The 21,963-nt window shown below is 60.2% G+C and carries 17 protein-coding genes and 1 tRNA gene; 15 read left to right on the top strand and 3 right to left on the bottom strand.

Going from position 1 to position 21,963, the window contains the following annotated elements:
• Positions 1-67: 67 nt before the first annotated feature.
• The gene (locus ACOYJL_RS08990; protein WP_433569891.1) at positions 68-1,405 is read right to left on the bottom strand and encodes an ATP-binding protein; all 1,338 of its coding nucleotides are present in this window, start codon (positions 1,403-1,405) and stop codon (positions 68-70) included.
• The gene (locus tag ACOYJL_RS08985; RefSeq protein WP_433569890.1) at positions 1,405-2,121 is read right to left on the bottom strand and encodes a LytR/AlgR family response regulator transcription factor; all 717 of its coding nucleotides are present in this window, start codon (positions 2,119-2,121) and stop codon (positions 1,405-1,407) included. The genes ACOYJL_RS08990 and ACOYJL_RS08985 overlap by 1 nt, the downstream gene beginning before the upstream one ends.
• Positions 2,122-2,368: 247 nt before the next feature.
• Here ACOYJL_RS08985 and ACOYJL_RS08980 point away from each other — a divergent pair, with 247 nt between their 5' ends.
• From ACOYJL_RS08980 to ACOYJL_RS08920, 13 genes are all read left to right on the top strand, one after another.
• Positions 2,369-4,804: a glycoside hydrolase family 3 N-terminal domain-containing protein gene (locus ACOYJL_RS08980; protein WP_433569889.1), complete on the top strand. Its 2,436-nt coding sequence runs from the start codon at positions 2,369-2,371 to the stop codon at positions 4,802-4,804.
• Positions 4,805-5,325: 521 nt separating this feature from the next.
• Positions 5,326-7,584: a DNA polymerase III subunit gamma/tau gene (gene dnaX / locus ACOYJL_RS08975; protein ID WP_433569888.1), complete on the top strand. Its 2,259-nt coding sequence runs from the start codon at positions 5,326-5,328 to the stop codon at positions 7,582-7,584.
• A gap of 95 nt (positions 7,585-7,679) precedes the next feature.
• A complete protein-coding gene (locus ACOYJL_RS08970; protein ID WP_433569887.1) occupies positions 7,680-8,024 on the top strand; it encodes a YbaB/EbfC family nucleoid-associated protein in 345 nt (114 codons plus the stop codon).
• Positions 8,024-8,632: a recombination mediator RecR gene (recR, locus tag ACOYJL_RS08965; protein ID WP_433569886.1), complete on the top strand. Its 609-nt coding sequence runs from the start codon at positions 8,024-8,026 to the stop codon at positions 8,630-8,632. The genes ACOYJL_RS08970 and recR overlap by 1 nt, the downstream gene beginning before the upstream one ends.
• A 310-nt stretch (positions 8,633-8,942) precedes the next feature.
• Positions 8,943-9,599, top strand: a complete 657-nt coding sequence (locus ACOYJL_RS08960) for a hypothetical protein (RefSeq protein WP_433569885.1) — start codon at positions 8,943-8,945, stop codon at positions 9,597-9,599.
• Between the two features lie 118 nt (positions 9,600-9,717).
• A tRNA-Asp gene (locus ACOYJL_RS08955) sits at positions 9,718-9,794 on the top strand.
• A 206-nt stretch (positions 9,795-10,000) separates the two neighbouring features.
• A complete protein-coding gene (locus ACOYJL_RS08950) occupies positions 10,001-10,690 on the top strand; it encodes an HAD family hydrolase (protein WP_433569884.1) in 690 nt (229 codons plus the stop codon).
• Between the two features lie 58 nt (positions 10,691-10,748).
• Positions 10,749-11,273 carry an RrF2 family transcriptional regulator gene (locus ACOYJL_RS08945; RefSeq protein WP_433569883.1) on the top strand — a complete coding sequence of 175 codons (525 nt, stop codon included), beginning with the start codon at positions 10,749-10,751 and terminating at the stop codon, positions 11,271-11,273.
• Complete coding sequence (locus tag ACOYJL_RS08940; RefSeq protein WP_433569882.1) at positions 11,270-12,190, top strand: adenine glycosylase; 921 nt, start codon at positions 11,270-11,272, stop codon at positions 12,188-12,190. The genes ACOYJL_RS08945 and ACOYJL_RS08940 overlap by 4 nt, the downstream gene beginning before the upstream one ends.
• 87 nt (positions 12,191-12,277) lie before the next feature.
• Positions 12,278-12,823: a rubrerythrin gene (gene rbr / locus ACOYJL_RS08935; RefSeq protein ID WP_433569881.1), complete on the top strand. Its 546-nt coding sequence runs from the start codon at positions 12,278-12,280 to the stop codon at positions 12,821-12,823.
• Positions 12,824-13,156: 333 nt separating this feature from the next.
• Entirely contained in the window at positions 13,157-14,476 is a 1,320-nt protein-coding gene (locus ACOYJL_RS08930) for an O-acetylhomoserine aminocarboxypropyltransferase/cysteine synthase family protein (RefSeq protein WP_433569880.1), read from the top strand.
• 260 nt (positions 14,477-14,736) lie between these two features.
• Positions 14,737-15,312, top strand: a complete 576-nt coding sequence (locus ACOYJL_RS08925; RefSeq protein WP_433569879.1) for a C-GCAxxG-C-C family protein — start codon at positions 14,737-14,739, stop codon at positions 15,310-15,312.
• Positions 15,305-16,225, top strand: coding sequence for a TDT family transporter (locus ACOYJL_RS08920; protein WP_433569878.1), 921 nt, complete (start codon positions 15,305-15,307; stop codon positions 16,223-16,225). Before ACOYJL_RS08925 ends, ACOYJL_RS08920 begins: the two co-directional genes overlap by 8 nt.
• Positions 16,226-16,264: 39 nt before the next feature.
• Here ACOYJL_RS08920 and nth read toward each other — a convergent pair whose 3' ends face one another.
• A complete protein-coding gene (gene nth, locus ACOYJL_RS08915) occupies positions 16,265-16,948 on the bottom strand; it encodes an endonuclease III (RefSeq protein WP_433569877.1) in 684 nt (227 codons plus the stop codon).
• A 193-nt stretch (positions 16,949-17,141) separates the two neighbouring features.
• On the opposite strand from nth, the gene glgB reads away from it, so the two are divergent.
• Positions 17,142-19,373, top strand: coding sequence for a 1,4-alpha-glucan branching protein GlgB (gene glgB, locus ACOYJL_RS08910; RefSeq protein WP_433569876.1), 2,232 nt, complete (start codon positions 17,142-17,144; stop codon positions 19,371-19,373).
• 128 nt (positions 19,374-19,501) lie between these two features.
• On the top strand, positions 19,502-21,931 hold the full coding sequence (locus ACOYJL_RS08905) for a glycogen/starch/alpha-glucan phosphorylase (protein ID WP_433569875.1): 2,430 nt from the start codon (positions 19,502-19,504) through the stop codon (positions 21,929-21,931).
• Positions 21,932-21,963 lie beyond the last annotated feature (32 nt).

Genomic DNA, 21,963 nt, shown 5'->3' with positions numbered 1-21,963 from the left:
GGCGCCCATCGCGCGGGCATCAAAACTCGCGCAGCTTGGCATATGGAGATATGGAGCGGTGGCGAGCTTACTCGGGCAAGGGCAGCATTACGGTCACAAGGAACGTTCCGTCCTTGAAATCCTGAACGAGGGCGCCTCCATACTTCTGAGCGATCAGTCGCATTGACTTAGACCCAAAGCCATGGCTCTCCTTGTCAGGCTTGGTCGTAACCGGCAGTCCGTCTTCAAAGCTCGGTCTGCCGTTGCAGTAATTCTCTTCGTGAATGCTGACCATGTGGCTGTGACGCTTCACAACAAGCGAGATGCTCTTTCGGTCGGGGTCTCGAAGCGCGGAGGTTGCCTCCACAGCGTTATCAAGGATGTTGCCAAAGAGCGCGTACAGGTCGCGTGATGCAACAAAATCGAGGGCCTTCCCATCGACAATTGCTGAGAGCGTAATGCCCGCGCGCTCGCATGCCAGCCCTTTCTCGGTCAGAACCGTGTCAATCGTCTCGTTGCCGGTGTCATAAATGGAGTCGTAAATGGCGACCTCGTTTGCCAAGTCGTCTAGAGCGTCGCCGTCTACCGCTGCACGGCCGTTTGCTAAGGTACGGATTTGATGGCGCAGATCGTGACACTTGATGTTGATGGCGTCGATGTTCTCGCGCGAAAGCTCAAGCTGGCGCTCGCGCTCTGAAAGCAGCTGCTCGACGGCAGCGTGCTCAAGGCGTTCGCGCTCTTGGCAGAGCACGTAGTACTCCGTAATCAGCACGAACACGCAAATGAGAATGTGGATGCCGCGTAGGAGGATTGCGTAAAGAGGCTCAACGCCCGTTTCGGAGGCCCCCTTTATCACCAGATCGAACCCAATGATGGCAAGCGACACAAGGATGTAGATGAGAAGGACCCTCCGATTTTCCGTCGCGTCTAGTGCGCGTCGGTCAATCTTTCGAATCAGCAGCAGGTAGCAGGGCACATACACGAGCGCGCAGAAAAAAGCGGTGATGAGCGCGCGCATGAGCATCGACGTTTCGAATGGATCATGGTGCAAAAATCCCGCGATTATCGTCGTCGCAAAAAGTTGGACCGAAGAGCTGAGGTTCTGCATCGCGTAGGCCATGGTGGCGCAGAAAAGTGCGGTCCACACGCCTGTCCTGAAGAGCGTGACGATAAGCAGCGCTAGCATCGCGACAACAAGCGAAAAGCAAATAAATTGTGCAAGCAGTTGGCTCATCCCGTTGAAGGCCATGACCAGCATGCACTCGCTTGAGGTAATTGCAATCATGATGAGAAGATAAGCGGCGACCCCAGCAAGGGCCGTGCTGCCCCAGCGGCTCGAGCGAATTCCCAGCAGCATGGCCAAGGGGATGGCAAGCTGCATCGCAATGCCAACCGGCCATGGGTCCATGAGATAAGCCTGAAGCATCAGCGTCCCCCAATGTAGCGCGTGATTGCCTCGACGACTTCGCGCCTTCGAGTTCTTGAAATAACCAAATGAACGCCCGAGGTCGTTACCAGCTCGGTCCCCAATACGCGGTCAATATGCTCCATGTTTACCAGCACGCTCTTTGATATCCGAAGCAGAGTGCCGCCCTTGGTTGATTCTTCAAGCTCGCGCAGCGTTCCTCGCGCCTCGAGAGTTTGCTGATCATCTAGGTGAAAAAGAAGATTGTGCTTGTTTACCTCGACATATTCCAGCGTTTGGACGGTGACGACGTGCGTGCCCTCGCGCGTTCTAACGGCAATTCGGCCGGCGGTGCATTCGCGGATGCGCCGCATCGCCCGGTCCATTCGAAGCGCGAAATCGTGATAGCTTACCGGCTTGATGATGAAATCAAGGGCGTCGACCTCGTAGCCGCGTACCGCCAGCTGGGCTAGGTTGGTTACAAAGATTATGGGTGTGACGGCGTCTCTGCTCCGTAGCTCCTTTGCCGCCTCCATCCCGTTGATGCCTGGCAGCTGTATGTCGAGAAGCGCGAGGTCATAGGCGTCTAGCGATCGTGGAAGGTCGAATGCCGTTGCAAGACGAGTCGACGTAACCCAGATCTTTCGCTCTTCTCCATAGCGCTGCAAATACTCGACAAGCGTCTGTGCTGCGTCGTCTTCGTCCTCAACGATGAGCACCCTCAGCGTCTCGCTCAATCGTCCTCCCTCAATCTCCCTTCTGCAATTCTAGGGGACTGACGCCCCTTCTGAGCTGGGCGGGCATGAACGTTCTCCGCTCGGTCCGCTTAAAGGCGGTTCCTGCACTTTACGACTGAGAAAGGCGACTTCTTGCCACGATTGGGCTCGATTGAGCCGTCTATGGAACCCTAAAGCAAACGGAAAACGGCGTGGAGGGGAGCGGTTTGCCGCAGAGGCGCGCGAACCCACATCGGAAGGAGAGGCAATGAGCAAGAACGTATCCAGGCGCAACTTTCTTCAGGGGGCGGCCTTGGCGGGAGCGGCAATTTCTCTGGCTGGCTGCTCGTCTGAGGGCTCCTCGACGAGCGATGCCACCGCGGCTCCGGCGGCAGACAAGTACCCTATCGACCCTGATGGCGACGACGTCGAGGCAAAGTGGTCGAGCGAGGAGACCCGCGACGGCTGGACCCGCTACACCCAGGACGGCGGCGCCACGATCGGAGTGATGGACACTTCGAAGATCATTCAGGTGGACGGCTATGCGTTCAAGGACCTTAACGGCAATGGGAAGCTGGACCTGTGGGAGGACTGGCGCCAGAGCGCCGACGACCGCTCCTCTGCGCTTGCCGACGAGCTCAGCGAGGACGAGGCTCTCGCGCTTATGGTGCACGGATCGATCTTCTCGACAGGCGCGCTCACCGACGAGATTACCGGGGGAGGAACGGTTGTCGAGGGCAATCCCAATCCCACGACGCAGGACGTTATCGACGCTGGCATTCGTACCATGCTGAACTTTGGCGCGGTCGCTTCCGCAAGCTCGCTTGCCCGATGGAACAACAGCCTGCAAGAGGCCTGCGAGCAGAAGACCTACGGCATTCCGTTTAACATCTCCAACAACCCCAAGGACTACGGCTTCCCCAGTACGCTCGGCCTGGCGGCAAGCTTTGACCCCGACCTCGTGAAGCGGGTCTCTCAGCAGGAGTCGCGCTGCTACCGCGCCGAGGGTGTCGCCACCTTGCTGGGCACGCAGATGGACCTTGCCACGGAGCCGCGCTGGCGCCGCATCACCGGCACCTTTGGCGAGGATCCTGCCCTCTCTCGCGACCTTACCAACGCCTATGCGTCTGGTCTGCAGTCGACCTACGACGACGATGGCAACGACCAGGGCTGGGGCTCCGAGTCGGTCATCAACATGCTCAAGCACTTCCCGGGCGACGGCGCTGGCGAATCCGGTCGTGAGGCGCACAGCGCCATCGGCAAGTACTGCGTCTATCCTGGCGACAACATGGAGGCGCACCTGATTCCGTTTGTGGACGGTGGGCTGCACCTTGATTCCCAGACTGGCCAGACGGCCTCGTACATGGATTCCTACTCCATTGCTTATTCTGACGACGAGAAGTACGGCGAGCTCGTGGGCACGGCATTCTCCAAGTGGAAGAATGACATCCTGCGCGAGAAGTGCGAGTACGACGGACTGATCTGCTCTGACTGGGGCGTTACAGAGGACCTTGGCACGGCTATGGTCTGCACTCCTTGGGGCATGGAGACGGCTACGAAGCCCGAGCGCTACGAGAAGATTCTGGCTGCCGGAATCGATCAGATTGGTGGCGGCCTTGACCTTGTTGACCTTAAGGCTGGCTATGACCTCTATGCAGCCGAAGTGGGGGAGGACGCTGCGCTTGAGCAGGTTCGCTCCTCCGCGCGACGCGTGATTCGCACTCTGTACTATATCGGTCTCGGCGAGTGCCCGTATGCCGACTCTACGGCTGCAGGCGGCGTTGTCGAGGGCGACGAGGTCACCTCGCTTGTGAGCGAGGCGATCGACAAGTCCATCGTGATGCTCAAGAACGCCGGCAATGTGATTAAAGAAAGCGACGGGAGCAAGCTCAAGGTCTACATCCCGATGTCCTACACGCCGGGTTCGGCATACGCCGCTGCGACCGAGGGGCTTCCCGTGACCGAGGCGGCGGCATCTGAGCTCTTTGACATCGTGACCGACACGCAGGGCGATCCCGCAGGCCCAGCTGGCACAGACGGCAATCCCACCTATGACGGGACCGAGATCACGCGCGCCACCTCCGACGAGACCGCCGACTGCGATTGCGCGTTCGTGTTCATCAAGAACCCTACGCCGGGGCTGGGCTATGACCAGGAGACTTCCGCATATGTGCCCATCTCCCTTCAGTACGGCGAGTACGTTGCTGACGGGGATAACGTGCGCAAGGAGTCTATTGCCGGCGACATCGTGGACGGCGTGAAGGAAAACCGCAGCTACTACGGGCAGTCTGCCGTGGCTAGCAATCTTTCCGACCTTGAGCTCGTCCAGAGCGTTCGCGAGCAGATGGGCGACAAGCCGGTAGTCGTTTGCATCAACGCCGACCGTCCAATGGTGTTCTCCGAGCTTGAGCCGTATTGCGACGCAATTCTCATGGGTTTTGATGCTTCTGGCGATGACTTCCTGAACATTCTTGCAGGAAAGACCGAGCCCACCGGTCTTCTTCCGCTGCAGATGCCTGCCGACATGGATACCGTCGAGGCGAACGACGAGGACGTTCCTCGCGACCTTGAGTGCTACACGGATTCCGAGGGCAACACCTACGACTTCGCGTTCGGCATGAACTGGTCGGGCGTGATTGACGACGACCGCACCTCTACCTACAAGGTCTCGCCGCTGACAAAGTCGGAGTACGTCGATCTCTAGGGGCTTTGCCAGTCGTTCGGGTGCGTCGTTTGGCGTCCGAGCGGCGCTCTTCAGTACTCCGGAGGGGAGCCCGTCGCCTTTCTCTCGGCGGCGGGCTCCCTTTTCCGCGTCGATGCCAGCGTCCCACGCAAAGCCATTTCATCCCCACACGATAGAGCGCCGCCAAGTTGCGCGACTTTTGCAGCATCAGAACTCGCACAACTTGGCGATCGGAGCATCAAAAGTCGTACAACCTGGCAGAAACGGCGTCAAAACTCGCGCAAGTTGGCACGGTCGAGCATCAGAAGTCGCGCAACTTGGCAGCAGGGGCGCGGCGCCCATCGCGCGGGCATCGGAACTCGCGCAACCTGTCGGGCAGGGGCGTGGCGCCCATCGCGCGGGCATCAGAACTCGCGCAACCTGTCGGGCAGGGGGCAGGCGCTCAGCCGGCGCACCGCGCGGGTCGTCCGCTCACGCTCCCACGGAGCCCCCACCTCGCGCGGGTATACTGTCTCTCTACGCAACTATTTGCCGGAGGGACCATGGAATCGCTTTACACAAAGTATCGCCCTAAGACCTTCGATGAGGTCGTCGGACAGCAGCATGTGGTCGAGACCCTCAAGAGAGCCGTTCTTGAAGGAAGGGTTAGCCACGCGTACCTCTTCTGTGGTCCTCGCGGAACCGGCAAGACGACCATGGCGCGGATCTTGGCCAAGGCTCTCATGTGCGACAACGGTCCCAACCAGCTGCCCGATGGCACGTGCGAGGAGTGCCAGCTTATTGCCGCGGGCGAGCACCCCGACGTGCTCGAGCTTGATGCGGCGTCGCGGACCGGCGTCGAGAACGTGCGAGAGGAAATCATCTCGCGCGTAAACTACGCCCCCGTGCGCGGCAACTACAAGGTCTATATCATCGACGAGGTGCACATGCTCTCGCAGGCGGCATTCAATGCCCTGCTCAAGACCCTTGAAGAGCCGCCCGAGCATGTGGTCTTTATCATGTGCACCACCGATCCGCAAAAGATTCTGGCTACGATTCTTTCGCGCGTGCAGCGCTTTGACTTCCACGCCATTGGAAATGACGAAATGCTCGCGCATCTTGCCTATGTCTGCCAGCAAGAGGGGTTCTCGTACGAGAAGGACGCGCTCGAGCTCGTGGTTCGCCACGCTCGCGGAGGCATGCGCGACGCGCTGACCTCTCTCGAGCAGCTCTCCGTTTTCGGCGACGGCAACATCACTCTGTCTGCGGCGCAGGACCTCTTTGGAGAGGCCAATGGCGCCGTGCTAGGAGATTTCTCGCACGCAATTGCAGCGCGCGATGTCCCGACGCTCTTTTCGCAGGTAGACGATTTGTCCAACAACGGGCGAGATTTGCTCCAATTTACTCGGGAGCTTGCGGCCCATGTGCGCGATATGTACGTCTGCTTGATTGGAGGTCCTGCTGCGCTGAGCACGAGAACCGCAGATGAGGTCCAGCAGATCTCGAGCGAGGCGGCAGAGTTCGGATCCCCTGACCGCCTTGCTCGCGTGCTCACCATATTGGGCGATGCGTCTGCTGAAATGCGCACCGCCCCTAACCAGCGCCTCGTTCTTGAGATTGCGCTCACCAGGATGGCGCGCCCGCAGTCTGACCTGACGCTCGAGGCGCTTGCCGAAAGGGTCGACGCCCTCGAGCGCCAGGTTGCGTCGCTTTCGGTGCCCGGTCGCGCGACGGCGCCTGCTTCCGTGTCTGGGGACGTCGTTGCCCCAGCTGCCGCACCGACCGCTGTTGAGAAGCCCGCCCCCAAGGCGTCGCAGAGTCCGATGCCACAGAGTCCGACGCCGAAGCCGGCTCAAGCGCCAAAGGCCCCGGCGGCCCATGTCGAGAAGCCCGCGGCGGAGCCCGCGCCCGCCAGATCAGCCGCCCCCGCGCCACAACCCACTGCTCGCACCGCTTCCCAGCAGGTCTCGCAGCAGCCTGTGCCGGCTCCCATGCAGGCATCAAAGCCTCAGCCATCCCGAGCATCTGCGGCCGTCTCGCCAGAAGACGCGGCCTCTCTCCAGCGCAAGTGGAAGCAAGTTGTTCAGACGCTTACTACCAAGAGTGCCGCCCGAGCTGCGACGCTAAGCTTCTCGAGCATCGTTTCCGATGACGGTCAGACGCTCATCGTCGAGCTTCCGCAGGGGTCGACGTACTCACTTAAGATGCTCCGGCGCAAGGATTTGAAGAGCTTCATTGCGCCCGTTGTAGAGTCGATTTTTGGTCCGCGCGAGGTTGTCTATCGCGAGGCGGGGACTTCTGAGAAGCCCGCCCGCGCTGCCGCGCCTGCTTCGACCTCGGCTCCTGTTTCGGCTCCGGCACCGCAGCCGGCCCCGGCCCCGCAGCCCGCCCCGGCACCGCAGCCCGCTCCTCAACCCGCGTCTGCTCCGGCCCCGCAGCCCGCTCATCAACCTGCCGCAGCTCAAAGCACGTATCAGACGCCGTGGGATGCTCCTGCGGTTGCCGAGCCGCCCGCCCCATCCGAGCAGGTGCCCTATGACGACGCGGCCGCCACGCCCTTCGACGAAGACGAGGAGCCCATCCCGTCGCCCACGCCCGCGACGACGTCTCAGCCGGAGCCTCAAGGCGCGCCCCAACCAGCGCCCGCTTCCGCCCCGCCATCGCAACCGGAAGCGCAACAACCGGTTCAAGCCCAAGCCAAGACGATTGACCCCTCGGAGCTTCCGCCAGAGTTTGCTGACGTCGTCGCCATGTTGACCGAGGCGTTTGGTGAGGTCACGGTGAAGCCTGACGGCTCGAACGATGACCAGTCGCCAAAGTAGGGTACAAAGAAAGCCGTTTGTATGATTTTCGCTCATGCCATACGGCTTGCAGGAACGAATGATCCGCAGCTCAAACCACAGACCAGGAGGATTGAATGTCCAAAGGAAAAGGCGGCTACAACATGGGCGGCATGAACCGCAACCAGATGATGGCTCAGGCGCGAAAGATGCAGGAGCAGCTTGTTGCGGCACAGGAGAAGGCCGCAGCGACAGAGTTCAGCGCATCGGCCGGTGGCGGCATGGTCAAGGTCACTGCCACGGGCGACTTGCGGCTCACGTCGGTCACCATTGACCCTCAGGCGCTTGACCCTGACGACGTCGACATGCTGCAGGACATGATAGTCGCTGCTGTAAATGACGTTCTTGAGCAGGCAGAGTCAAGCTCTGAGCAGGCCATGAGCTCGCTGGCCGGTGGCCTTAACATCCCAGGGCTCTTCTAGTGGATCAGCAAACAAATGACGGACACGCGCTGCAGCGGCTTCTGGACGAGCTGGGGCGTCTTCCGGGAATCGGCCCAAAGTCTGCGCAGCGAATCGCTTATTACCTGCTTGAATCTGACGCCGAGACGGCTCGCCGCCTTGCCCACGCTATCCTCGACCTTAAAGAGCAGGTCCACTTTTGCCCCATCTGCTTTAACTACGCCACTCGGGATACCTGCGATATCTGCTCGGACCCCTCGCGCGACAAGACTACCATTTGCGTCGTCTCAGAGCCGCGCGACGTCTCGGCAATCGAGCGGACGGGCAGCTATCACGGGCTCTATCACGTGCTGGGCGGAGTGATCTCTCCAATGGACAAGATTGGTCCAGAGCAGCTTCACGTGCGCGAGCTTCTTTCGCGCCTCGCTTCTGGCGAGGTGCAAGAAGTGATCCTTGCAACCAACCCGGACGTGGAAGGCGAGACAACTGCTACGTACCTCTCGAGAACTATCCGGCCGCTGGGGGTTCGCGTGTCTCGCCTTGCGAGCGGCTTGCCCGTTGGCGGAGACCTTGAGTATGCAGACGAGGTAACGCTTGGTCGCGCAATTGAGGCGCGGCGTGAGGTCTAAAATTGTCTGCGTTTAGCAACGCAAGGGGGACTTTCCGATGAGAAACGCAAACGACGACAGCAGCGAAAGGCGGAGCCGAGCCCGTATGTCTCGTGCGGCAGGCGGTCGACACGCGGCGTCGCACGCCGCCCCGCAGGGCGGTGCTCAGCAACCTCGTCAGGCGCACGTCAGGGCGGATAGCGCCCGAACTGCCGCGGGCAGCGGCGCTTCGAGTCACTATGTCCCCATGGATATGGAAGAGGAAGCCCCGCGGGCGTCTTCTGCACCCATGGAATCGCTCGGTACGCTCTCCTCTGGGCAAGGCGCCCGTGTGACGACGCGCGAGAACGCTGCCGAGGCTGCCGATATCGCCCGTGACCGCGCGGCAAAGCGCGCCCACGACCGCCGCCTTCGCGGCGACAACCGTCCTCGCTATTCTCGTCAGCATCAGCAGCGCATTTCCAACAGAACCGTCGCCATCGTCATTGGGGCGATAGCTGTGCTGGCCCTTGTGCTCCTGATCGTCTCCTGCGTTTCCTCGAGCGCCGCGGACCAAGCGGCGCAGCAGCAGGCTGAAGAGCAGCAGGCCCAGCAGACTGAGCAGCAGCAGTCGCAGTCCACAAGCTCGACCGACACCTCCGTCAGCTACCAGGACGTGAGCTTCTCAATCCAGCAGCAGGAAGACGGGACCTATGGCGTGGTGGCCAATGACGGGACAAGCTCCGACACGCTGGTCTTCACCGTGTCTGGCACCCCCGTCACGCTGATCATGTACAACTCCGTCATCATCGTTCCCGAAAACTTGAGCGACGGCACTTGGGACGTGATCGCCTACACGCTGGGTGGAGATTCCGACGCGACGCGCGTGGTCGACTCTTCTGGCAATGCCGTTACGGGCACGGGCACCTTAACCGAGGCGACGCTCGACGGATCGGTGGTGCACGTGACAGACTCCGATGGCAATACGACAGACGTCTCTCTGGAGTAGGGGCATTGGCGAGAAGAACGTCACGGAAGTGGCCAAAAAATAATTTCCGTAACTTTGAAATTAGTACTAGACGTGGACCCAATCTTCTGTGTAGAATAGCTCACGCGCTGATGCGCACGGGGTATTAGCTCAGCTGGTTAGAGCGCCGGCCTGTCACGTCGGAGGTCGCGGGTTCAAGTCCCGCATATCCCGCCATTTTGAACGCATGGAAGCCCCGGTGTCATACCGGGGCTTCTTCTTTACCGACGCCTGCCGCCGTGGTTTTCCGCGCCAACCTCAATTAACAGACTGGCTTAATTTGTTCTGCTTCTTGCAAATTGCGATAGTCTTTATAGCCTATTTATCTGTGCTGGGGTACCATGACAGCATAAGCCGTGTGAATCGCTGGAGTTAAAGAGCCGATGCAAGAGAAGACTGCGCAAAAAAAGAAACGTCTTGCTGTCTTCGATTATGACGGCACCTCTATTGACGGCCAGTCCGGGCTGCTCTTCTCCCTCTACCTATGGCACAGGGGACTGGTGAGCGTGCCGCGCGCTGCCGCGCTTGTCTGGTGGGGCGTGCGCTACAAGCTGCACCTTCCTCAGCGTCAGGACGAGGCCCGCGAAATCATTTTTGCCTCGCTCAGCGGCCTGGATGCCGAGGACGTCGACAAGATCATGCACGAGTTCCACAATGAGGTTTTGCTGCCGCGCTACCGCCCTCAAGCCGTGGCAGAGGTAAAGCGCCGCCACGAGGAGGGCTGCGTCACGTTGCTTGTTTCGGCAACGTTTGAGCCGATAACCGCCGATGCCGCTGAAGCGCTTGGCGTTGACGCGCACATTGCGACAGACATGGAGAAGGACGCAAACAACCGCTACACGGGTCGCGTTCGCGGGCCCGTTGTGCAGGGCTATGCAAAGGTGGCCGTTGTTCGTCGTTGGGCGGACGAGCATTTTGGCAGAGGCAATTGGGTTCTTTCCTATGCGTATGGAGATCACCATACCGACGAGGAGCTTCTTGCCTCTGCGGGGCGCGCCTATGCAGTCTGCCCCGGCCCTACGCTTCGGAAAGAGGCGCATGAGAGAGGTTGGGACATATTAGATTGGGAGTAACGAGCGCTGGCTTATAGCATGTTGGTAGGCCGCTGCCGTGAGTTGAGAAGGGATGGCAATGGAGATCTCGAGGAAGACAGACTACGCCCTCCGCATGATCTCGGCACTTGTCCGTAGCGGAGACGGTGTTGTGTCAGTTCGCAGCGCAGCCGAGGAGAATGGCATTCCCTACTCGTTTGCGCGCTCTATACAGCACGACCTTGCGCAGAACGGCATCGTTGAGAGCGTGCGCGGGGCCCACGGCGGCATGCGCTTGGCCGTCGACCCCAAGACGACCTCGCTTTTGCAGATTGTAGAGGCCGTGCAAGGCCCCGTTATCATTGCCACCTGCGATTATGCCGGTCCTGACGGCAGCGCCTGCCCTTTTAAGCCGCAATGTCGCTTCAATCCCGTCTGGTGCAACGCGGAACGGATGCTGCACGAATACTTCTCCTCTGTCACGCTCTACCAGATTGTGGTCGATGGCCTTATGCCGCGAATGACCGGTGGCTTTGAGCTTGTGAACTCGCGCGAAGTGCAGGCACAGGAAGTGGCCTCGGCCAAGGACGACGAGGCGCCGGTCGATGATGCCCAGGCTGTGTGACGGCAGCGTTGGAATCTGACGCCGAGAATGTCTTTGGAAAGCCTCAGCAGGACGAGCGGAACTTGGCTGCGTTTCGAGAGCGGGTCCTTGAGCAGGGGCGTGCCCTCTATCGAGATCTTCCGTGGCGTCGCACGCGCGACCCCTATGCCATTTGGATCTCGGAAGTCATGCTCCAACAGACGCAGGTCTCCCGTGTAGATGGTCGCTGGCAGCGTTGGCTTGACCGCTTTCCGACGGTGGATGCGCTGGCGGCGGCGGATTCCGCCGACGTTCTTGAGGAGTGGCAGGGGCTTGGATACAACAGGCGCGCATTGGCGCTTTCTCGCGCCGCGCGCGCCGTGTCTGCCTCAGGCGGCCAGATGCCCGTTGAGGAGCCGGCGCTTCGCGCGCTTCCGGGCATTGGGGCAGCGACGGCGGCCGGAATCAGGGCGTTCGCCTACGACCTGCCAGGCGTCTATCTGGAGACAAACGTGCGGACCGTCTTTCTACACGAGCTTTATCCCGCCGCCGAGGGCGTTCCCGATGCCGAGCTCGTCCCGCTGGTGCGAAAGACCTGTCCCAAGGACGCCAGTAACCCTCAAGACGATCCGCGCAGCTGGTACTATGCGCTTCTCGATTATGGGGCACATCTCAAGGCAACGGTGCCCAACCCTTCGAGGCGCTCGCGCTCCCACGCGAGGCAGTCTCGTTTCGAGGGCTCTCACAGGCAAAAGCGCGCTGAGCTGGTGCGCGTTCTGCTCGCTCACCGCTCCGAACCAGCCGGTGGGGCTTCGTTCGATGTGCTTCTGGAGGAGCTCTGCAACGAAGAACTCGCAGCGGGTAGAAATCCACTTACGGCGTCAGAAGTTGCCGACTTGCTGGCCGAGCTTTCCGCGGAGGGTTTTTGCTACAAAGCCGGCAACATTTGGCGTGTGTGATGCTAGTATCTTCCTGGGTCGGTTTTTCCGACTGAAGAAGACATGTCCGTCCTGTATTCCCCGCAAGGGGAGGAGAGAGGAGCAGTCATGGCAGTTGATTTTGAGAATTCCCAGACCAAGAAGAATCTCGAGGCGGCTTTTGCTGGCGAGTCCCAGGCTTGCCGCAAGTACGCTTACTATTCCAGCAAGGCCAAGAAGGAGGGCTATGACCAGATCTCCGGCATCTTCGCCGAGACCTCTGGCAACGAGTCCGAGCATGCAAAGCTTTGGTTCAAGTACCTGCATGATGGCGATATCCCTGATACGCTGACCAACCTGAAGGATGCCGCCGCCGGCGAGCACGGTGAGTGGACCGACATGTATCCCACCTTCGCCGCTACGGCAAAGGAGGAGGGCTTTACCGAGATTGCCGCCAAGTTCCAGATGGTCGGCAACATCGAGAAGGCCCACGAGGAGCGCTACAACAAGCTCGCCGAGCGCGTTGAGAAGGGCGAGGTCTTTGCTCGTGAGGGCGTCAAGGTCTGGAAGTGCCGCAACTGCGGTCACCTGCACGTTGGTCCCGAGGCCCCGAAGGTCTGCCCGGTCTGTGGCCACCCGCAGAGCTACTTCGAGGAGCAGGCAATCAACTACTAATTGCGGCTAGCTCGACAGATCGTTTAGCCAAGGCGCCCGTCCCCATGGTGGGGCGGGCGCCTTTTAATTGCCCTGCAGGCCAGGATTACGCTTGGTGCTAACTAAAGTTATCGGTAAAACAGATAACAAGTGTTTGAAACTGTGAATAGCAATTTAGCTGGTAAACAGTGCAATTTGCTGTAGTATGCATTCAGCGACTCCGATAGAAGGAGAGGAAGATATCGGTGAAACAGATGACCTAGCCCGGATCGATGGCCAACCGACCATGCGTTCCGGGCGCCTCCAGATTCGAACCAGCACGCGGTACGTCCGCCCATCCAAAAGGAGAACATCATGGCCTTTGAACTCGACCCCAGCTTTGCCAAAGACACCGAGAAGCACTTTGAGACCCTGCAGGTTCATGCCGGCTGGTCGCCCGACCCCGTCACGGGGTCTTCCTCGCTTCCCATCTACGCCTCTGCGGCATTCCAGTTTGACGACGCCGCTGACGGGGCCGCAAAGTTTGCGCTCTCGAAGCCGGGAAACGTCTACGGTCGATTGACCAACACCACGACTGACGCGGTTGCCGCTCGCGTGGCTGCAATCGAGGGCGGCACTGGCGCCGTTGCTGTCGCATCCGGTCACGCGGCAGAGATTCTCGCCATCACCAACATCGTGGGCGCGGGCGATCACGTCGTCGCGTCTGATTCGCTCTACGGTGGAACGTGGAACATCCTGCTGCACACTCTGGCGGACCTCGGCGTCGAGACCACCTTCGTCGAGAACAACGATATCGACGCGTTCGTGGCCGCAACCAAGCCCAACACCAAGCTCTGGTACGTCGAGACCATCGGAAACCCGCTGGTAGACGTTGCCGACGTTCCTGCCATCGTGGCTGCCGCCAACTCGCTCAAAGAGCCCGTCCCCGTGTTTGTGGACAACACTTTCGCGACGCCGTATCTGTATCGCCCCTCCGAGGACGGGGCAGCCGTGGTGATCGAGTCTCTCACCAAATGGATTGGCGGCCATGGGGCAACGCTCGGCGGTGCTGTGGTTGATACGGGCAAGTTCGATTGGAAGAAAACGTCGGGCAAGTACCCTACGCTGACCGAGCCCGACCCCTCCTACCATGGCATAGTCTTTGCCGACGCAGCGCCTGCCGCGCCCTTCTCGACGCGCGTTCTTGCCAACAAGCTCCGCGACTTTGGCCCTACCCTGTCGCCGTATGCGGCTCAGCTCATAGGGCTTGGCATCGAGGACCTCTCGCTGCGTGTCCAGCGCCACTCAGATAACGCGCTTGCCGTTGCAAAGTTCCTCGAGTCCCACCCGAAGGTTGCGTGGGTGCGCTACTCCGGTCTTGAGAACGACCCCAGTCACGAGGTCGCCTCTCGCATCTTGCGCCACGGCTTTGGCGGCGTTGTCGTATTTGGGGTCAAGGGCGGTCGCGAGGCAGGGCTGTCCGTGGTGAACAACGTGAAGCTCTTCACGCATCTGGCAAACGTCGGCGACGCAAAGTCGCTCATCATCCACCCTGCCTCGACCACGCACTCGCAACTTTCGCCCGAGCAGCTTAAGGCGGCCCACCTCTCCGAAGACCTCATCCGCCTGTCTGTGGGCATTGAGAGCGTCGACGACATCATCGCCGACCTCGACCAGGCGCTCAGCCGCGTCTAGAGCCAGCCGCTCATCGTTTTGTCCTCCGCGCCCCGCGGTCTGCTGCGCCATCACGCGCTCTAGGTCGCGGGGCTCATTTCGTGACCGTTGGGGAGCCGTCGCGTATGCCGTCCTATCAGCGCGAATGCTCTGCTTTGCCGCTCGCATATTACTATTTGAATAGTTAAATTATCTCGATTAGAATATTCCCCATGTGATTCCCGCAAGGGGCGGGAGAAGCTATTCCCGCAGCGGGCAGGACAAGGAAAGGGGAGAGAGGAATGGCAAACTTCGAAATCGGCGTACGGGAAGTAAGCCCGCACAAGGTCCAGAGGCTTGCGGAGTCCTACTACAAGGGCGGATTCTTCTGCGACGAGGCGGTCATGAGTGCCATTCGCGACTCGTTCGGGCTGGACGTTCCCGAGTACGTGATCGCGATGGTCTCCGGCATGTCCGTCGGCGTCGGCAAGTCCGGCTGCATGTGCGGTGCCGCCAATGGAGGAGTAGCCGTCCTGGGGCTGCTCTACGGTCGCACCGAGCAGAACGGGCCCTCTGACCCCAAGGTCCAGCACTGCATGAGTCTGACCCATGAGCTGCACGACTGGTTCAAGGACGCCAACGGCAAGCACGCCCTGTGCTGCCGCGTCCTCACTCGTGAGTTCAACATGGGGCAGGGCGAGCACAAGGAGCAGTGCATCTGGTTCACCGGCCTATGCGCCTGGAAGGTAGCCACGATCATCTGCCGCGAGGAGGGTATCGCCAACCTGGACGCGGGGACCGAGGGCGGAGGCAAGCCCCTGCCTCGTCGTGCCATTCGCGACGTCGAGCCGCTCAGGAGGAAGGAAACCGTTGCTTAAGCGAGTCCCCCTTTCCATCGCCGGGGTCATGCTCGGCTTTGCCGGGCTTGGCAATCTCCTCCAGAGCTATGGGGAGCCCTTGCACGTTGCGTGCGGCGCTATCTCCGCTCTGCTCGGCGTGCTGCTTATTGCTCACCTCATTTCTGATTCCGGCTCTCTGAGGCGCGACATGGCAAATCCCCTGCTCGCGAGCATCTCGGGAACCTTCCCCATGGCGCTCACGCTGCTTGCGGGATACGTTCGACCGCTGTCCGTCGCCTTTGGGGCGGCGCTGTGGTGGATTGGCTTTGCCCTGCACATCTGCCTGATCGTGTGGTTTACTGCCACCTACGTCGCGCGCTTTGATCTGAAGAAGGTCTTCCCCAGCTGGTACATCGTGTACGTGGGAATAGTTGCTGCGTCGCTGTGCGCTCCGTCCTTTGGGCAGCAGCTTATAGGCGCCATTTGCTTCTGGTTCGGTCTTATCTGTTTCGTGCCGCTCACGGTGGTCATCGTGGCGCGCTATACAAAGGTTGGGGAGCCGCCTGCGCCTGCCCGCCCCGTCTTCTGCATCATGACCGCGCCCGCCAGCCTGTGCGTGGCTGGCTACGTGCAGTCGGTCTCGCCGGCATCGGCTGCGCTGCTCGTCGTGCTTGAGGCAGTGGCAACGATCTTCTACGTCGTCGTGCTGGTGAGGCTGCCGAGCCTGCTCTCCAGGAAGGACTTCTCGCCGGCATACGCAGCCTACACCTTCCCGTTTGCGATCACGGCAATCGCGCTGAAGCAGACGATGGGTCTTCTCGCGAAGCTTGGCTACTCCGTGCCTTGGCTTGGCCCTATCGTGGTGATTGAGACCGTCATCGCGACGGTGCTGGCGCTCTACGCGCTTGTGCGCTTTCTCATGCACATCTTTGCTCGCAAGCCAAGGCAGTAATGCTTACGTGTGGGGCTGGGGTCCGGGCGGACACCGGCCCTACTTCGTCTTGCGTTGCTTCGTGTATCGGTCTGGCTGCCCGGCGCTGGGGCAGATGTCCGCCATGGGGCAGCCGGCGCACTTTGGGGCGCGTGCCGTGCAGGTGTCGCGCCCAAAATGAATCCATTGCTCGTTTACAGACCCCCACAGCTCATGCGGCAAGATCTTGAGAAGGTCCTGCTCGGCAGCAAGCGGCGTCGGCGCCTTGGTCAGCCCGAAGCGCGTCGCCAATCGGTAGACGTGCGTGTCGACGGCGATGCCATCTACCACGCCATAGGCCTTGTTGAGCACGATGTTGGCCGTCTTTCTTCCTACGCCAGGAAGCTTTGTGAGCTCTTCCATCGTGCGGGGCACTTCTCCGCCAAAATCGGACACGATTATCTGTGACGCTTCCACGCAGTGCTGTGCCTTGGCGCGCCAGAACCCAATGGTGCGAATTACCTCTCCGACCTCGTCGGGGTCTGTGCCAGCCATCGACTGCGCGTCGGGCCAGCGGCGAAACAGCTCGGGGGTCACGCGATTGACGGCGGCATCGGTTGTCTGGGCCGAGAGCATGACGCATATGACAAGTTCGAACGGATTCGAGAACGAAAGCGCGCTTTGGGCATCGGGATACAGCTCACCCATGCGCCGGCATATCTCAACGGCCCTCTCGCGCTTTGCTCGTTGTGATTCTCGTGCCATCGCACAACCTTTCTGCCTGCAATTCATTCAACAATTTCAACAGAAAAGCCTCAACCTGTACGTGCCTTCCCCGCTCGCCGATTGTTAGGCTCTGTGGAATATAATTGAAGAACGAGTGACGTTGTTGCGTTATTTTAGCTTCGTTACGAGTGGGGAAGCGGATTCGGGTGCGGGTTCGTAAGAAGGAGCGGGCATGCAAACTCAGACTCATGACAGTTCTCTCTATCTGAGCAATGATGATCTCTTCCTTATGGCCAAGGGAGAGTGGCGTCTCAGCTATAACAAGATGGGCGCTCACCGTGCAGTGAACGACAACGGAGAAGATGGCTATCACTTTGCCGTCTGGGCTCCTGACGTGCGCAGCGTTCGCGTTGTGGGCGAGTTCAACAATTGGAACGAAGACGCTAATTACCTGAACCCCACCTCCTCTGGAGGGGTATGGGAAGGCTTCATTCCAAACGTCCCGACGGGCTCGCTCTACAAGTTTGTGATTGAGACGAATGACGGCAAGTTCCTCTACAAGGCCGATCCGTACGGCTTCTACGCCGAGCAGGCTCCGGGAACCGCCTCTCGCACCATCGAGCAGAGCACCTACAAGTGGGATGACGGCGCATGGATGAAGAAGCGCGCCGCCACGGACAAGCTCAAGTGCCCCTTGAACATCTTTGAGGTCCACCTAGGCAGCTGGAAGCGCCATGGCGACGAGCCCCAAGGCGACCCCCGCCCCGATGGCACCTATCCTGGACCGGGCGATCCGTTCCCCGCCCAGCGCGGCACCTTCTACACCTATGACGACCTCGCGGTCGAGCTCGTCGACTATGTCAAGGAGATGGGCTACTCCCATATTGAGGTCATGCCCGTCATGGAGCACCCCTTCGACGGCTCGTGGGGCTACCAGGTTACCGGCTACTATGCCCCCACCTCCCGCTACGGCAACCCTGACCAGTTCAGGCACTTTATTGACGCCTGCCACCAGGCGGGGATTGGCGTGATTCTCGACTGGGTGCCGGGCGGCTTCTGTGCTGACGAGCAGGGGCTTTCCACCTTCAATGGAACCATGCTCTACGAGAAGGAGGTCCACCCCAACTGGGGCACGCACAAGTTTGACTTCTCGCGCGGCGAGGTTCGCAGCTTCTTGGTCTCCAATCTCCTCTACTGGATCGATGAGTTCCATGCCGATGGCATCCGCATGGACGGCGTGACTTCGATGCTCTACCTCAACTTCGGCGTCGACGATCCCAGCCAGAAGAAGTTCAACTCCCGCGGCACCGAGGAGGATGACAGCTCCATCGCGTTCATTCGTGAGTGCAACACCGTCGTCGGCAAGCAGCACCCCGACGTGATGATGATCGCCGAGGAGTCCACGGCATGGCCGCTCGTCACCTATCCGCCCGAGGACGGCGGGCTGGGCTTCAACTTCAAGTGGGATATGGGCTGGATGAACGACACGCTGCACTACATGCAGACCGACTTCCCGTTCCGCCCGGGCAACCATCGCCTGATCACGTTCTCGACGATGTACCAGTTCAACGAGAACTTCGTCCTGCCGCTCTCCCACGACGAGGTCGTCAACGGCAAGTGCTCGCTGATCACGCGCATGCCGGGAGACTGGTGGCGCCAGTTCGCCGGCATGAGGGCGCTCGCCTTCTACCAGATGACACACGCCGGCGGCAAGCTCAACTTCATGGGAAACGAGATCGCCCAGTTCATTGAGTGGCGCTACTACGAGGGCATCCAATACTTCCTCACTGAGGAGTACGAGACGCACCGCAACCAGCAGAAGTTCATCGCCGCGCTCAACAAGTTCTACAACGAGCACCCCGCCCTTTGGCAGCGCTCCTACGAGAGCGACGGCTTCGAGTGGATTGATGCCGACAATGCCGAGCAGTCCATCGTTTCGTTCGTCCGCAAGGGCGACGACCCCGCCGACGACCTGGTCATCCTCATCAACTTTGACGTCAACGCGCACGAGGACTTCCGCCTCGGCATGCCTGAGCCTGGTGTCTACGAGGAGCTCTTCAACTCCGACGCAGAGGTCTATGGCGGGTCCGGAGTGCTCAACACAGGCAAGTACGCGACCGAGAAGGTCGGCTGGAACGGCTGCGCGCAGTCCATCGTGATTCGCGTGCCGCCGCTAGCGGGTGCCGTGTTCAAGAAGACCGCCGAGCTTCCCAAGCCCAAGACCAAGAGCGCCGCTGCTGCGGGAAGGAAGCCTGCCGCCAAGAAGGCGACTACGGCTTCAAAGAAGGCACCCGCATCTGCCAAGAAGACCACCGCTGCGGCAAAGAAGCCCGCGGCAAAGAAGCCTGCGACTAAGGCGGCGGCCAAGTCGACTGCCACCAAAGTCGCTGCGTCAAAGACGACGGCCAAGAAGCCCTCAGTAAGGAGCGCTGCAAAGAAGACATCAAATAAAACCAAGGAATAGGGCGTTGTCCGCCGGGTGTGGGAGATAGAAAAATTACCTTTGGGTGGCCCAATCGCAACCCATCTATCGCCCGCACTCGTTCATACTATATGGCGGGAACGTTCCCACAGGACAACCATTGGAGTCACATGGCAAACAAGAGCATTTTCAAGGACGAGAAGGACTTCGAAGAGCAGTACCGCGAGGCCTGCAACGCAGACCTTGCCAAGACCTTCGAGGAGTGCACCGAGCTCGAGCGCTATCAGGTGCTAGCTACGCTCATCGCTAAGAAGTCCCGCAACGTTGGCATCGACACTCATAAGAACGGGGAGAAGAAGGTTTATTACTTCTCGCTCGAGTTCCTGCTTGGTCCGCTGCTTGACAACTATTTGATGAACCTCGGCGTTCGCGACGTGGTTGCCAAGGGCGTCAAGGACATGGGTGATTCGATCGAAGAGATTTGCCGTCAGGAAGTTGACCCGGGCCTCGGCAACGGCGGCCTTGGTCGTCTTGCAGCGTGCTTCCTTGACTCCATGGCACATGAGGGCATTAATGGCTACGGCAACGGCATGCGTTATCACTACGGGCTGTTCCGCCAGGCCATTGAGGGCGGCCGTCAGGTTGAGAAAACCGACAACTGGCTGGCCAACGGATTCCCCTGGGAGGCTCGCCGCGATGCCGCTGCCGTGACCGTGCAGTTTGGTGGCCATGTCGAGCGCCACGAGGACGAGACCGGTCGCTATTGGTTCACGCAGGAGGGCGGCGAGCTTGTCCGCGCCGTCCCGTACGACGTGCCCATTGTTGGCTACGGCGGAAAGAAGGTCAACCGTCTTCGCCTTTGGAGCGCCGAGCCTTACGAGGAGAACTTTGACCTCGACGCGTTCAACGCTGGCGACTATGCCCGCGCAAACAAGTTCCGCTCTGACGTCGAGGCCATTTCCACGATTCTGTACCCCAACGACTCTGGCGAGCATGGCCGCATCCTGCGCCTGAAGCAGGAGTACCTCTTTGTCTCCGCCGGTCTGCAGACGATTCTGCGCAGCTACGAGCGCGAGTACGGCCCCGACTGGGAGCACCTGGCCGACCACGTGTGCATCCACACCAACGATACGCACCCCGCGATGTGCGGCCCTGAGCTCATGCGCCTGCTGGTCGACGAGCGTGGCGTTGACTTTGACCTCGCATTCAAGATCTGCCGCAACACCATCTCCTACACCAACCACACGGTCATGCCGGAGGCTCTGGAGAAGTGGCCAATCAACACGTTCCGCAGCCTCATGCCGCGACTCTACATGTTCATTGAAGAGATTGACCGCCGCTATCGCGAGAGCTTCCCCCAGAAGGGCGACAACTGGGCAGACGCCCTCTCCCGCACGGCCATCCTCTGGGACGGCCAGGTGCGCATGGCCAACCTTTCCGTGATTTTCTCGCACTCCGTCAATGGCGTCTCCGCCCTTCACACGGGCATCCTCGAGAGGACCACGCTCAAGGACTTCTATGTCCTCTATCCCGAGCGCTTCAACAACAAGACCAACGGCGTGTCGCATCGCCGCTTCCTGTGCGAGGCCAACCCGCCCTATGCCAAGCTCATCACCGGCGCCATCGGCGACGGCTGGATGGACGACGCCTTCGAGCTCGAGAAGCTCGTTCCCTATGAGAAGGACCAGGGCTTTCTCGACGAGATGGAGAAGGCCAAGCGCTGGGACAAGGAGCGCCTTGCCGCCTACGTCAAGCAGACCACGGGCGTCGAGCTTGACACTTCCACGGTCTTCGACGTGCAGGTCAAGCGCTTCCATGCCTACAAGCGCCAGCTGCTGAACGTTCTCAAGATCCTGGACGTCTACAATCGCATCCTCACCGACCCGCACTACGATCCTCGCCCAACCTCCTTCATCTTCTCGGGCAAGGCTGCTCAGAGCTACACCTTCGCCAAGGAGGTCATCCGCCTGATCAACTCTGTGGCCGACGTGATCAACAACGACCCGCGTGCCAACGACAAGATCAAGGTTGCCTTCGTGCCCAATTTTGCAGTCTCCAGCGCACAGCTGATCTACCCTGCGGCCGAAATCTCCGAGCAGATCTCCACGGCAGGCACCGAGGCCTCTGGCACCTCAAACATGAAGCTCATGATGAACGCGGCCATCACGCTTGGCACCTACGATGGCGCCAACGTCGAGATTGCCAAGCTCGTGGGCGATGAGAACATCAAGATCTTCGGCCTGCGCACCGAGGAGGTTGACGAGCTGCACGCAACTGGTCGCTACTATGCTTGGGACCTTTACAACTCCGATCGCGATCGCCTCGGCCGCGTGGTCGACATGCTCTCCGATGGCACGCTCGCTCGCCTGTCGGGCAACTTCGAGAGCATCCATGACTACCTCCTGGTAAACAATGACCCCGACTTGGTTCTGCGCGACTTCCACTCCTATGTGCAGGCGTGGGACGAGCTCACCGCCGCGTATGAGGACCGCACTGCTTGGAACAAGGCGGCGCTTCACAATACCGCCAAGGCCGGATACTTCTCTAGTGACCGAACAATTAGGGAATACGCGCGTGACATCTGGCATATTGATGCGTAGGTAGTACTCCCGCGCCAGCTTTCGGCTGGCGC

Origin of the sequence: Tractidigestivibacter sp. (genome assembly GCF_050946515.1) — a bacterium.
In the GTDB taxonomy this organism is placed as follows: Bacteria; Actinomycetota; Coriobacteriia; order Coriobacteriales; family Atopobiaceae; genus Tractidigestivibacter.
Note: the sequence above shows the minus strand (reverse complement) of the source record. Positions and strands in the feature narration are given on the sequence as shown.

Bases quoted from the DNA above. Each gene is read 5' to 3' on its own strand.
- dnaX (WP_433569888.1), top strand. From the start codon at position 5,326: ATGGAATCGCTTTACACAAAGTATCGCCCTAAGACCTTCGATGAGGTC.
- ACOYJL_RS08970 (WP_433569887.1), top strand. From the start codon at position 7,680: ATGTCCAAAGGAAAAGGCGGCTACAACATGGGCGGCATGAACCGCAAC.
- ACOYJL_RS08925 (WP_433569879.1), top strand. From the start codon at position 14,737: ATGGCAAACTTCGAAATCGGCGTACGGGAAGTAAGCCCGCACAAGGTC.
- ACOYJL_RS08930 (WP_433569880.1), top strand. From the start codon at position 13,157: ATGGCCTTTGAACTCGACCCCAGCTTTGCCAAAGACACCGAGAAGCAC.
- glgB (WP_433569876.1), top strand. From the start codon at position 17,142: ATGCAAACTCAGACTCATGACAGTTCTCTCTATCTGAGCAATGATGAT.
- nth (WP_433569877.1), bottom strand. From the start codon at position 16,948: ATGGCACGAGAATCACAACGAGCAAAGCGCGAGAGGGCCGTTGAGATA.
- ACOYJL_RS08945 (WP_433569883.1), top strand. From the start codon at position 10,749: ATGGAGATCTCGAGGAAGACAGACTACGCCCTCCGCATGATCTCGGCA.
- ACOYJL_RS08905 (WP_433569875.1), top strand. From the start codon at position 19,502: ATGGCAAACAAGAGCATTTTCAAGGACGAGAAGGACTTCGAAGAGCAG.
- ACOYJL_RS08950 (WP_433569884.1), top strand. From the start codon at position 10,001: ATGCAAGAGAAGACTGCGCAAAAAAAGAAACGTCTTGCTGTCTTCGAT.
- ACOYJL_RS08980 (WP_433569889.1), top strand. From the start codon at position 2,369: ATGAGCAAGAACGTATCCAGGCGCAACTTTCTTCAGGGGGCGGCCTTG.
- ACOYJL_RS08990 (WP_433569891.1), bottom strand. From the start codon at position 1,405: ATGCTTCAGGCTTATCTCATGGACCCATGGCCGGTTGGCATTGCGATG.
- rbr (WP_433569881.1), top strand. From the start codon at position 12,278: ATGGCAGTTGATTTTGAGAATTCCCAGACCAAGAAGAATCTCGAGGCG.